11 protein-coding genes are annotated in these 12340 nt (G+C 45.1%); 7 read left to right on the top strand and 4 right to left on the bottom strand.

Annotated features, from left to right (window positions below; all coding sequences use genetic code 11):
- Positions 1-4 precede the first annotated feature (4 nt).
- The gene (locus ABWW54_RS15435; protein ID WP_353413550.1) at positions 5-916 is read right to left on the bottom strand and encodes a LysR family transcriptional regulator; all 912 of its coding nucleotides are present in this window, start codon (positions 914-916) and stop codon (positions 5-7) included.
- Between the two features lie 155 nt (positions 917-1071).
- Between ABWW54_RS15435 and ABWW54_RS15430 the strand changes: the two genes are divergently transcribed.
- From ABWW54_RS15430 to ABWW54_RS15410, 5 genes are all read left to right on the top strand, one after another.
- Positions 1072-2304 carry an acyl-CoA dehydrogenase family protein gene (locus ABWW54_RS15430; RefSeq protein ID WP_353413549.1) on the top strand — a complete coding sequence of 411 codons (1233 nt, stop codon included), beginning with the start codon at positions 1072-1074 and terminating at the stop codon, positions 2302-2304.
- A gap of 91 nt (positions 2305-2395) precedes the next feature.
- Positions 2396-3208, top strand: a complete 813-nt coding sequence (locus ABWW54_RS15425; protein WP_353413547.1) for an SDR family oxidoreductase — start codon at positions 2396-2398, stop codon at positions 3206-3208.
- A 22-nt stretch (positions 3209-3230) separates the two neighbouring features.
- Positions 3231-4298, top strand: coding sequence for a phosphotransferase family protein (locus tag ABWW54_RS15420; protein ID WP_353413545.1), 1068 nt, complete (start codon positions 3231-3233; stop codon positions 4296-4298).
- 1 nt (position 4299) lies between these two features.
- Complete coding sequence (locus ABWW54_RS15415) at positions 4300-5004, top strand: histidine phosphatase family protein (RefSeq protein WP_353413543.1); 705 nt, start codon at positions 4300-4302, stop codon at positions 5002-5004.
- Between the two features lie 24 nt (positions 5005-5028).
- Complete coding sequence (locus ABWW54_RS15410; RefSeq protein WP_353413541.1) at positions 5029-5778, top strand: SDR family oxidoreductase; 750 nt, start codon at positions 5029-5031, stop codon at positions 5776-5778.
- A 77-nt stretch (positions 5779-5855) separates the two neighbouring features.
- Here ABWW54_RS15410 and ABWW54_RS15405 read toward each other — a convergent pair whose 3' ends face one another.
- Both ABWW54_RS15405 and ABWW54_RS15400 read right to left on the bottom strand, forming a co-directional pair.
- On the bottom strand, positions 5856-6335 hold the full coding sequence (locus tag ABWW54_RS15405; RefSeq protein ID WP_353413540.1) for a 2TM domain-containing protein: 480 nt from the start codon (positions 6333-6335) through the stop codon (positions 5856-5858).
- A 231-nt stretch (positions 6336-6566) separates the two neighbouring features.
- Positions 6567-7517 carry an SPFH domain-containing protein gene (locus tag ABWW54_RS15400; RefSeq protein WP_353413538.1) on the bottom strand — a complete coding sequence of 317 codons (951 nt, stop codon included), beginning with the start codon at positions 7515-7517 and terminating at the stop codon, positions 6567-6569.
- Positions 7518-7766: 249 nt separating this feature from the next.
- On the opposite strand from ABWW54_RS15400, the gene ABWW54_RS15395 reads away from it, so the two are divergent.
- The gene (locus ABWW54_RS15395; protein WP_353413536.1) at positions 7767-8549 is read left to right on the top strand and encodes an ion transporter; all 783 of its coding nucleotides are present in this window, start codon (positions 7767-7769) and stop codon (positions 8547-8549) included.
- Between the two features lie 186 nt (positions 8550-8735).
- On the opposite strand, the gene ppc is transcribed toward ABWW54_RS15395, so the two are convergent.
- Positions 8736-11501, bottom strand: a complete 2766-nt coding sequence (ppc, locus tag ABWW54_RS15390) for a phosphoenolpyruvate carboxylase (RefSeq protein ID WP_353413534.1) — start codon at positions 11499-11501, stop codon at positions 8736-8738.
- Between the two features lie 206 nt (positions 11502-11707).
- On the opposite strand from ppc, the gene ABWW54_RS15385 reads away from it, so the two are divergent.
- Positions 11708-12337, top strand: coding sequence for an RNA polymerase sigma factor (locus ABWW54_RS15385; RefSeq protein ID WP_353413532.1), 630 nt, complete (start codon positions 11708-11710; stop codon positions 12335-12337).
- The last annotated feature ends 3 nt before the right edge of the window (positions 12338-12340 follow it).

The following is a 12340-nucleotide window of genomic DNA, read 5'->3' as shown; positions in this document are numbered from 1 at the left end:
TCGTTTAGTCCAGTTTTATTTCTTTGATTATTAAGTTTCTCAACCAGCTTAAGGCGGCATCATTTTCTGTGTGCTCATGCCAATAAAGGCTGGTTGGAAATGGGGTTAGGTTGAACGGAACGGGCTTAATGGCGAGCCCCTTTTCGAGTAGGCGTAATGCCAGTAGCCGTGGTAGCGTGAGGATTTGATCTGATTCTCTTACTATTTCCCTGGCAGCAAAGTAATTTTGGCAACGAATAAGCGATTTACGTTCGACGCCACGTTCCTGAAATAGCGCATCCTCCGCCGTCATTCCACTGGGCCGATTGGATACCGTAATATGAGTCGCTTCGAGATATTTTTCTTTACTGATGTCATTGCAGTCAGGGTGATCCTCTCGCATCAGCACCATGAAGTCTGTTGCGATCATATCAAGGCGCTTAACGGGGGCCTTAAAGGGCACGGCAACGTCTATTGCCAAGTCAATTTTTGATGAAGCAAGCTCACGACCGATGTTCGCTCGATCTACTTTTATACTCGAAAAACCAACTTTAGGAGCGCATCGAGCCAGCACTTTTGCCAGACGAGGTACAACCGATGGTTCTAAGGCGTCGTGCATGCCTATATGAAAGTGATGGTCTGACGTGCTGGGGTCAAATTCTCCCCATTGTTGTAGAGCCTGTTGTAAACGCGTCAGGTTGTTAATGATGGTTGGGGCCATTCTTTGGCAAGCGGGAGTAGGAACCATCTTATTCTGGCTTCGAACAAATAAATCATCCCCAAGTGCAAAGCGCAGTCTCTTGACGGCATGACTAACCGCCGACGGAGTGAGGTGAAGAAGGTCGGCAGCGCGAGTCATATTTTGCTCAGCGTATAGGGTCTTGAATACCTTCAAAAGATTTAGGTCTAGTTGGTTAATGCGCTTACTGTCATTCATCTAAAAAACAAATTTCATGTGAATTTAAATCATAGTTCAAATATACCACTTTTCATTACATTCATATATCTTTGCGTTATTCTAATAAAAATACCGCATCAGAACTCACGGTGTGACCCTCTCGTTTTATCAGATTTACCTTCGAGGAATGACCTATGCATTTCGAACACAGTTCAAAAACTCAAGACTACGTTGCTCGCATTAAATCATTTATGTCCGAGCATGTGGAGCCGGTTGAAGCGCAAATTTACAGTGAAATGCATGAACTCAATCCCGGTGGCGATTGGGAGAATTGGAAGCTGCATCCAATGCTTGAAAAACTCAAAGTAATGGCGCGTGAACAAGGTCTGTGGAATCTCTTTTTGCCTGACTCCAAGCTGGCTCAAGGTTTAACTACGTTAGAATACGCTCCGCTTGCAGAGGAGACGGGGCGGATGTTGTTCGCCCCTGAAATATTTAACTGCAATGCCCCTGATACTGGAAACATGGAGGTGTTGTATCACTTTGGTAGTGAATCACAAAAAGAGCAGTGGCTTAAGCCTTTGTTGGCGGGTCAGATCCGCTCAGTGTTTGGCATGACGGAGCCTAATGTTGCGTCATCTGACGCGACCAATATGGCAGCCTCGATTGTGGAGGACGGCGATGAGGTTGTGATCAATGGGCAGAAGTGGTGGAGCACGGGCTTAGGGCATCCGAATGCTAAGTTTACCATTCTTATGGGGGTGTCAAACCCGGGTAACGATCGTCATAATCGTCACGCGATGGTTATTATTCCACTTGATACCGATGGTGTGGAGATCAAGAGAATGTTGACGGCGTACGGGGACTATGATGCTCCGTATGGTCATGGGGAAATGCATTTTACCAATGTGCGCGTGCCGAAAGAAAATATAGTCATGGGGATGGGGAAGGGGTTCGCAATTGCTCAAGGGCGATTAGGCCCTGGACGCATACATCATTGTATGCGAACCATTGGCCTTGCTGAAAAGGCCTTGGAGCTCGCGATAAAAAGAGGCATGGAGAGAGTCGCTTTCGGGAAACCCATTATCAAATTGGGCGGAAACCAAGAGCGAATCGCTCATGCAAGAATGGCAATTGATCAAGCACGCTTATTGACGCTAAACGCGGCTTGGAAAATCGATAATGTTGGGGTGAAAAACGCCATGACGGAAATCTCCGCTATCAAAGTAGTGGTGCCTAAGATGGCTCAGGAGGTAGTGGATATGGCGATACAAGTGCATGGCGGTGCCGGCATGAGTAATGACTTCCCATTGGCTCATTTTGCAGCTGGGGTGCGTTCGCTTCGCCTTGCTGATGGGCCAGACGAAGTTCATATGGCGATGGTTAGTCGCTTAGAATTGAAAAAATATATGGCACCCAGAACGTAAACTGGTCCAAAATACTGCTTTACGTATTTGCGCTCACAATAGATGTCGACGAGATGCGCAACGAATGGATTACCGAGAAAGATAATAAATTATGAAGAAGATATTGATTACGGGTGCTGGGTCGGGTTTAGGCCGAGCCTTAGCTCTTAGGTATGCAAAAGCAGGTGGCGAGATCTGTGTTTGCGACGTGAACAAAGAAGGTGGTGATGAAACCGTGCAGCTAATCAACAACCTTGGTGGCTCAGCGTTTTTTCTTGATTGTGATATCACCAAGCAATGGGATGTTGATAAATTGTCCATTGCGCTAGCAGAACGATGGGGAGCGTTGGATATGCTCATCAATAATGCTGGCGTGGCTACCGCAGGTCAGCTCGAGTACGAGAGTATGGAGCAATGGCAGTGGGTCTTGGAGATCAACTTACTAGGTCACGTGCGAATGACCAAGGCGATGTTGCCATTGTTGCGCAAAAGTCAAAGCGCACAGAAAGACATTGTAAACATCGCTTCTCAAGCAGGCATTACGGCGGCGCCGGGCATGGGCAGCTACTGCGTATCAAAGGCTGCAATGGTGAGCCTGTCTGAGACCTCACATTTAGAATTAGCACCCGAAGGCATTCACGTAAGCGCGGTGTGCCCAGCGTTTTTCGACACTAATCTAAATAAGTCACTTCGTACTGGCGACGAAAAAATGAAAAGTGTGGTTGATAAAATGATTAAAAAGTCAGGGATATCGGCTGATTCAATTGCCGATAAAGTGTATGCGGGCGTGAATGCACGGAAATTTATGATCCTGACTCATAAGCAAGGAATAAAGGCGTATCGAATGAAGCGCTTTCTTCCGATCGAGCGATACTTGGCAATGATTAAGAAGCGGACCGCCAAATTCGTTAAACCCACTACGTAACTGAAGAAGAGTTGAGCAAGCTATGAATGATGCCACTTTAGACAAAGCGGGTAAGGTCAGACCTGGTGAAGAGTTAGAGCTGTCCGTGTTAAATCCTTGGTTAAAGGAAAGAGTCGCCGGAATTTCAGGAGATCCTGAGGTAACCCAATATTCGGGTGGTGCGTCAAATTGGACTTATTGTTTAAGTTACCCAGAAAAAGAAGTTGTGCTTCGCAGAGCTCCCGCGGGTACTAAAGCGAAAGGGGCGCACGACATGGGCCGTGAGCATCGCCTTCAAGATGCCCTTAAGCCTGTTTACCCTTACGTCCCATCGATGTTGGCGCACAGTGACGACGATTCAATAATCGGCACTGAGTTCTACGTGATGGAAAAAATCAATGGTCTCATACCTCGGACTAATATGCCCAAAGGGCTGCAACTGGACGAGACGCAAGTCAGACAGCTTTGTACTAATGCAATTGACAGTTTGATTAATCTACATCAAGTCGACTATCAAGCGGCTGACTTAAGCCATATAGCCAAGGGTGAAGGTTATACCAAACGCCAAATTGACGGTTGGAACCATCGCTATACCAAAGCGAAAACTTGGAACGTGCCAGGTGGTAAGAAGATTATGTCTTGGTTGTCAGACAATATGCCTGGCACTGAGGCTATTTGTTTGACACACAATGATTTCAGATTGGATAATTTGGTGTTGGACACTCAAGATCCAACTAAGATCATTGGGGTGCTTGATTGGGAATTAGCAACATTAGGAGACCCATTGATGGACTTGGGTAATTCGCTTGCCTATTGGGTTGAGTCGGGAGACGACCGCTTTGCACAGAGCACGCGTCGTCAACCCACGCACCTAAAGGGCATGATGACCAGACAAGAGGTTATCGATTATTACTTAGAGAAGACTGGATTTGAGGTACGTGACTTTCGTTTTTACGAGGTTTATGGGTTGTTTAGATTGGCTGGCATCGTTCAGCAAATCTATTACCGCTACCACCATAAGCAGACCCGTAATAAGTCGTTTAAGAATTTATGGGTTTTCGTTCATTATCTTCTTTATCGGTGTAACAAAGTGATTAAGAGAGGCGCTTAGTATGGCAATAATCTATTTGATTCGACATGGCCAAGCGTCATTTGGTCAAGACAATTACGATCGTCTTTCAGATCTCGGGCACACGCAAGCGACTCGTTTGGGGGAAGTGCTAAGCCGGCGACTGGATAAATTTGACGCAATATCATTAGGCAGTATGTATCGGCATGAAGAGACAGCCACGAACTTTTTAAAGGCCTATGATGCCGGATACGCTGAATCCAATCCTCAGGTGAACCCAGGATTCAACGAATACAATCACCAGGAAATCATGCGCGTGTACCGACCAGAGTATTCCACGGCTAGAGATATGATGGTCTTTATTCATCAACAAGACGACCCCAAGGCATTTTTTGAACAAGAATTTAATGCCGCAATGAATCGTTGGATTTCCGGCAAATTTGACGATCAATACAGTGAGTCATGGCAGGACTTTAACAATCGAGTTCATGGTGCATTGGATTCGGTAATAGAAAATAATATGGGTGCGAAATCCATTGCGGTGTTTACCTCTGGTGGTCCCATCTCGTTAATTAGTCAGTCGCTACTTGGAGTCGATGCGCATCGAATTATGCACATGAATTGGACCTTGATGAACTGCGGCGTAACCAAGGTAGTGACAACCGGTTCGAGGCGCTTTCTAGCCTCATTGAATGAGCACACACATTTTGAGGGTGCGGACAATAAACACCTGATTACATACACTTAAGCATCATCGACGAGAGAGTAGAGCATGAGTAGAAAGAACATATTAATTACCGGCGCTAGTTCAGGGCTGGGCTATACAATGGCAAAAATGTACGCACAGCAAGGTAAAAATTTAGCGTTGTGCGCCAGAAGAACAGAGCGTTTAGAAGAACTGAAAACGGAAATTGCCGCGTTGAATCCTGATGTTAAGGTCTTTATTCGAGAGCTCGATGTCAATGATCACGACAAAGTGTTCGAGGTTTTTAAAGCGTTCGTTGACGACCTCGGCCACATAGACCGTGTCATTGTTAATGCCGGTATGGGGAAGGGCGCTTCACTCGGTACCGGATATTTTCATGCCAATAAGCAAACAGCGATCACCAATTTTGTATCGGCGATAGCCCAGTGTGAGGCGGCTCTAGAACATTTTCGTGAACAAAACCATGGTCACTTGGTGATGATATCGTCGGTGAGTGCGGTCAGAGGCTTTCGTCGAGCAATGACGGTGTATGCGGCAACCAAAGCCGCCGTTTCTTCGTTGACGGAAGGTATTCGCGTGGACCTTCTTGGTTCGCCGATCAAGGCGACAACGATACATCCTGGATTTATTCGTAGTGAAATTAATGAAAAGGTTAAGGCTGTCCCGTTCATGGTTGACACCGAGACGGGTTGCCGCGCCATTTTAAAGGCCATCGATAAAGAAGGAGCAAACTATTATGTGCCAAGTTGGCCTTGGGAAATTATGGTTCGCCTTATGAAATTCGCCCCGTTAAGTTATCTAACAAAAATGAGTTAGCTGGAATTGGCGTCAACTATTTGACAACGGGTAATCGTCACTCAGTTTCTACGCTGAGTGACAAACCCTTGGTCAAATTAGAGTTTTCTGCCCAATTTCTTTTCGACTTGCTTTTTCTCCCAGTCAGGTCCGAAAAATGGAAATACTTCGAACACGGATAGCGCATGTGATGCAAGACCTATTCCCCAGCCTAACAAAGGCCACCACGCCCACATGTAACCGGGAGTGATGAAATAGTTAATGGCAAATAAAAAGGGGATTACGCACGCAAAGCTGCCTAAATGTGAATAAAAGCCTTTTATGTCTCTTACGTATTCAAGCGCTCGTTGTTCTTCCCAGGTCATGTTTTCTTCGTTCATAGTGTCATCCTCTTCTGTGAATGGTTGATGAAGCTGAGAAAGGTCAACTTCAAACACAGCGGCTAAGGATTTCAATGACTCCATTCCGATACTTTGGCCGCGTTCTGCACGTTGTACGGTGCGAACGCTCAGATCTGCCATTTCCGCCAGCTGCTCCTGAGACCAACCTTTTTGCAATCGTAGTTTACGAACAATCATGTAGCTATTTTTCCTCAGCGTTGTGATGAAATGACGATATAGCGAACTATACTCTAAAACCATGACAGTCCCCTGCCAAACACCCGACTGTCGCATGACAACCTATACTTATCAATGTGTTAGCGATCATTCAATTGGAGTGTATTTTCCTATGTCGGATTTGACAATGCGCACCTGAAGACATGATTTGTGACTCCAAGAGGAACCCAGCGTATTAATCCAGACATACACCTATTGAGGCTCGTTGGCTCTTAAGTCGAGAATCGGCATATTTTCGCCACCCACGTATTTGGGTAAGATGCCATCCCACGCTTCAATTTGTTTCAACTGAATGTAAGCTGGGCTCTGTTGCGCAGCTTTATTAATTTTGTCAATTTTATAGGCCTCAGCGTCCGCTAAAAGGCGAATTTTTTGTTCTTCGAGTTTTGCTGCTTCGAATTCCGCATTGGCTGTCGCTATCTTTTGTTCTTGCTCTGTCGTAAATCGTTTTAGTTCGGCTTTTTGCTTTTCAGCTTCCTGCTCGCGTCTTTTCTTATCTTCAACGGCCGTGGCGATAAAAGGCGGTAAGATCACGTTACGAATCAGTATTCCTTGCATCTCTATGCCAATAGGTTGAAGCTTTTGCGTGAGTGAGGCCATCATTTCCACCTGCATACGATTTTGAACGGACTCAGAGTAAAACTCCTCTGCATTTGCAACGGTTTTGCCTTGCTCTCTTACCAATGAGCGGAAATACGGCACAACGTGTATTTTCACCACGTCATTGGATGTACCTGTGTTCTTTTTAATTTCAGGCGCCTTACTGCCTATTATTCGGTATTGCAACGATACATCGAAGTGTGAAATTAGCTGGTCTTGTGATGGCACTCCCATTTTATCGAACTTGATGGTTTTTTGGCGCACGTCGTATTGGTTCCAGGCGTAGAGTGGATTTACCGGGAAGTGCAGTCCCTCTTCATAGACTTGATCCTGTACCTTACCAAATAATGCGGCTACTTTGACGTGGCCTGCGGGAACTTGTTGTACGCAGAACAGGGCCACAAAGACAATGGCGGCTGGGGCAATGATCGTTTTAGCTAGCCCTCTAAACGCTCCTAACGTGGAATTTTGTTTGCCGGCAACTAGTATGACGATTGAACATAGAATGATAGCAATCGAAATAAATTGGATGTTTTCAAACATAGTTAATACTCCTTTTATAGAAATTATAGTTCTGGTATCGAACATTCATTACTCTTGACATAATATGACAAATTTTCACATTTAATGAAAGTAAAAGAAGTGGCGATTTAGTGTAAATTGCCGTCATAGTCGCTTTATTCAGTGAATGAATTTGGTGCGAAGAGGCCCTTTTAGTTTCTCGAAAAGGCATTACATTAGGGCTGAATCCAAAATGTGAATAAATTAGTCAAACCAAGGTTACTAGCAGATATGACTTTTCTTAAAAACACCGTTGAATCCAAGTGGTTCCAAACGTTTATCATTGCTGTGATTATTCTGAACGGCATTGTCCTTGGTCTTCAAACTTCGTCTGAGTTTAGTCTTCAGACGGTGCAGTTATTAGATCTTGTGGATGCGATGTGTTTGGCCGTGTTTTGCATTGAAATTCTAATGAAGTTCGTGGTTTATCGATTTGGGTTCTTCCGACAAGGGTGGAATATATTTGACCTCGCAATCGTCATCGTAGCCTTGATTCCTTCCTCTGGTGGGCTGTCAATTTTACGAGCATTTAGAATATTACGTGTGCTTCGTTTGGTCACAGCCGTAGATTCTTTTCGACGCGTGGTGTCAGGAATGCTGTTGGCTATACCTGGTGTTGGTTCAGTGGCTGGCCTGTTGTTGCTGGTTTTCTACATCTCTGGTGTATTAAGTACCATGTTATTTGGCGAAAATTTTCCTCAGTGGTTTGGAACACTCGGTAAGTCGATGTATTCGCTATTTCAAATAATGACGCTAGAGTCTTGGTCCATGGGGATTGTAAGGCCGATCATGGACGTACAGCCCTATGCTTGGGCTTTTTTCATTCCGTTTATAACGGTGACTACCTTTACTGTTCTCAATTTGTTTATCGGCATCGTCGTCGACGCCATGGCGACGGTAAAGGAAACAGAGACTAAAGAGTTGCACGCGGATCATGATGACATTGAAACCATGATCAGTAAGCTGCATGCTGAAGTAAAAGAGCTGCGCGCGGAGCTTTCTAACCCCAACTAACTAGGCTCGGCCTGGGTCGAGAATTGGGATCAATGTTAAACAGCCTGTGTTAACGCGCTGGTTGGATCCACTAAGCCAGTTTACTTTCCCAAACTGGCTTAGTGTTATTAAGGATCAAACGTAATAAGGAGTTCGCTGGCCTTTAGTCAGAGGTCGATAGATCTCTAAACCGGCTATGCTTACTCATTACCCAGTGTTTCGTAACCCTGTCGCAATCCCGTTTATGCTGTCTAACGCTGGTTTCAGCCAAGGCGACTGCATTCTGTCGTCTTCCTTAGCCAATCGCTTGAGCATCAATATTTGAATGTGATTGAGTGGATCAAGGTAAGCATTCCGCCAACGAACCGATTGACCGATTTCTGGGAAGTCAGCCATCATTTCATCGATCGAGGCAACCGTGCATATGTTTGAAACTGCGAGGTCAAATTCGCTTGATATCGTATCAAACGTAAGCTTTGCTATGTCTTTATCCGAGCATAGTTGAGCATACTCCTCAGCGACCTTTTGATCCGTCTTGAGTATCACCATTTGGGAGTTACTTAAGAGTGTGCGGAAATAGCGCCAGTTTTTATGCATGTCTTTCAATGTTTCAAGGCCGCCGCCGTCAATCGCTTGCTTGAGGGCACTTCCAAGACCATACCAGCCTGGAATATTTTGTCTTGACTGTGACCAACCAAACACCCACCCAATCGCACGAATGGATTTCTTTGAATAATCGGCTTTTTTACGATGTGAGGGTCTGGAGCCTATGTTCAATAAACCGATTTCATTAGATGGGGTGGTTTCATAGAAGTACTGCATGGTCGCGACGTTATCGTCGGTCAACTCACGAAAAGCAGATTCTCCGTCTTTGGTGAGTTGTTCCATCATTGCGACGTATTCAGGCTTGTCTATGACGCTATCAGACGCACTGGCTTTCATTAAACCGGTGATGCCAACGGTAAGCTCGTATCGGGCTGTGTTTTTGAAGTTGTACTTAAACGACAATACTTCGCCTTGTTCAGTAAACTTTATGCCGCCCTGAACCGTACCCTTGGGTTGGCTCAAAATTGCTTCGTGAGTTGGGCCACCGCCGCGACCGATTGTGCCTCCACGACCGTGGAACAGCAGGCAACGGATATCGTGCTTTGTGCTGACCGACACGATGTTCTGTTGAGCTTTGTATAAATTCCAGCTCGACGCTAAGATCCCGCCGTCTTTACACGAATCGGAGTAACCCAGCATTATTTCCTGAGTGTCATTGGTGAAGGAAAGAAGTTGTCGATACACCGGATTCTGAAATAAACTTTCAAGAGTTGGCTCTGCGTGCTCCAAATCTTTGACTGTTTCGAACAGAGGAGCAATGTGAATTTGACTGGTTACGGTTCCTTGCTCATCAGTTTCGATCAAACCAGACATCTTGGCCAGCAGAGCAACTTCTAATAAATGGCTCGCCTCGTGCGTCATGGAAATGATGTAGCTTCCGAAGCAGTCTTTGGATACTTCGGAGCGCATCTCGCTCATCAACTCAAACACTTCAATTATGTCTGCGCTCTGAATGGTAATTTGGCGGCGATCGTAATTGAGTTTCGAGGTTTTAAGCAGTTGCTCAGTTAGCCATTGTTGGCGCTGGGCTTCGTCCATCGAAAAATAATCAATCGGATCTTCTAATGTAAGGCCGATTTCATGAATGGCTTGAGAATGGAGGGTTGATTCCTGTCGTACGTCCATTTTCGATAGATAAAAACCACAAGTGTCGAGCAATCGTAATAGAGCCTTAAGGCTTCCTCGAGTGATATTTCCCTCATTGTGGTGCCTCAAAGAGCTCCGAACCAATAATAGCTCTTCACGGAATTCATCTTCATGCTTGAACGCCAATGGATCGAAGAATGGGGTGGCATCGCCCAAACGTGCTTCCACTTGATGGATTGTTTTTTCTAGCCGAAGCTTTACGAAACTCAACTTTCTTCGATATGGCTCGGTAGCGTGTTTTGCCCCTAAGTATTTGTTTAAGCGAAGTTCATCTCGTTGCATTGACGCTTCAAACTCAGGCGAAAGCTCGACCTGATCCGCGCTGTGTGTGAACACTTTACTTAGGTGGTCAACACGACGAACGTATTCCTGCAACACCTCGAGTTGTTGCATGCGCAACGCGTTACGGGTAATTTCAGGCGTGACAAACGGGTTACCATCGCGATCACCACCGACCCACGTGCCAAACTGAACAATCTTGGGCAAATTTAGTGAATCTCCTCGAGCTTCCGGATAAACGCTTTTAATTGCGTTTTCTAGGTCTCTGTAAATATCAGGCAAGCAGCAAAATATGCTCTCTCGAAAGTAATACAGAGAGTTTTCAATTTCATCATAAACGGTTGGTTTTGCGGGTCGTACAGCTTCAGTTTTCCAAAATATTTGGATCATCGCTTTTAGGCGATGTCTAAATTCCGCTTCTTCAGCTTCGGGGATATGACCACTCGTTAGGGTTTTGTACTCCTTGTGAATTCTTTGAAGTGCCTCTAAGACGATCGGGCGTTTAGCCTCCGTTGGGTGTGCGGTAAAGGTCGGGTAATAATTTAAATTGCCGATTAGCTCAAGGACTTCGTCCAGGCTTTTTCCTTGCTCCTTAAACCCACTGATGGTGTCCAGAAAAGAGTTGTTCCATGTTTCTCCTGCTTCTTCAAGCTGGGCACGGATCTTTTGACTGGCTTGTTCCTCGTTAATATTAGCGAGATGGAAAAACGTGCTGAATGCGTGAATGACGCGATCTACAGAGTCCACGTCCATTGTTTCAATCGCCGTTATTAGCTCCTCGTGTGTCAGTGTGTTTGGCTGTTGACGCTGTTGAATAAAGCCTTTACGAAGCAGTTCAACCGCATCGAAGACGGCTTGACCTTCTTGTTCGAGAATAACTTCGCCGAGTAAATCAGGAAGCAGTTTGGCATTGTCGCCGAGGGCGCTAATAGGTGGATTCACAGAATTTCTATAGTGTAAGAGTTTCAATCGAGTTGATTATAGCGCGCCGAGCTTTTGTAAGAAAGTTTCATAAATTGATTTACTGTCTTCTTAATCGTTTCAAAAACTGACTGAGTAAGGATGGTAATGTTCTAAAAAGCCAAAAATATCGCAACTTATTTTAAATATGTTTGCGACCAAACTTAAATTGAGTGCATCATTGGGTCATGCAGAGCAAAAATACGACGATTCAATATCAGCGTTTTCAGCAGGCCGTGCCTGATGAAGTGGTTCGTCGCGCTCAGAATGGAGATATGGCTGCGCACAGTGAGCTTTACAAAATGTTCTCACAAGCAATCTATACTCTGGCTAACGGGATTTGTCGTGACCCCCACTGCGCTGAGGATTTATTGCAGAGCATATTTTTGAAGCTTTTCGACAAAGTTGGTTCGTTTGGCTTTAGGGCGCCATTTGGTATGTGGTTACGTCAAATCGCCGTGAACGAATGTTTGATGTACTTACGTAAGCATAAAAAATATTCGGAAACCTTGTCGACTGATGAATATGAGTTTACGAATTACCAAGAAACGCAATCATTGAGTAATCGAAAATCGAATATGGCTGAACTCTTTGGGGATCAACACGATTTAGCAAAACTGCTGAGTAACTTGCCACTAGACGTGAGAACCGTACTTTGGTTGAAAGAAGTTGAAGGTTATACACATGACGAAATAGCACTGATGGTGAATAAATCTCCAAGTTATTCTAAATCAATAACTCATCGGGCGTTTAAGGCCTTGGCTAAGAAGGTAGCATTAAGTACTAATGCCGCCACAAGCACAGTAGAAGTGGGTTAATTA

Origin of the sequence: Arenicella sp. 4NH20-0111 (assembly GCF_040366405.1) — a bacterium.
In the GTDB taxonomy this organism is placed as follows: Bacteria; Pseudomonadota; Gammaproteobacteria; order Arenicellales; family Arenicellaceae; genus Arenicella.
Note: the sequence above shows the minus strand (reverse complement) of the source record. Positions and strands in the feature narration are given on the sequence as shown.

Coding starts and splice junctions, on each gene's coding strand:
- ABWW54_RS15435 (WP_353413550.1), bottom strand. CDS start 916: ATGAATGACAGTAAGCGCATTAACCAACTAGACCTAAATCTTTTGAAG.
- ABWW54_RS15430 (WP_353413549.1), top strand. CDS start 1,072: ATGCATTTCGAACACAGTTCAAAAACTCAAGACTACGTTGCTCGCATT.
- ABWW54_RS15425 (WP_353413547.1), top strand. CDS start 2,396: ATGAAGAAGATATTGATTACGGGTGCTGGGTCGGGTTTAGGCCGAGCC.
- ABWW54_RS15420 (WP_353413545.1), top strand. CDS start 3,231: ATGAATGATGCCACTTTAGACAAAGCGGGTAAGGTCAGACCTGGTGAA.
- ABWW54_RS15415 (WP_353413543.1), top strand. CDS start 4,300: ATGGCAATAATCTATTTGATTCGACATGGCCAAGCGTCATTTGGTCAA.
- ABWW54_RS15410 (WP_353413541.1), top strand. CDS start 5,029: ATGAGTAGAAAGAACATATTAATTACCGGCGCTAGTTCAGGGCTGGGC.
- ABWW54_RS15405 (WP_353413540.1), bottom strand. CDS start 6,335: ATGATTGTTCGTAAACTACGATTGCAAAAAGGTTGGTCTCAGGAGCAG.
- ABWW54_RS15400 (WP_353413538.1), bottom strand. CDS start 7,517: ATGTTTGAAAACATCCAATTTATTTCGATTGCTATCATTCTATGTTCA.
- ABWW54_RS15395 (WP_353413536.1), top strand. CDS start 7,767: ATGACTTTTCTTAAAAACACCGTTGAATCCAAGTGGTTCCAAACGTTT.
- ABWW54_RS15385 (WP_353413532.1), top strand. CDS start 11,708: ATGCAGAGCAAAAATACGACGATTCAATATCAGCGTTTTCAGCAGGCC.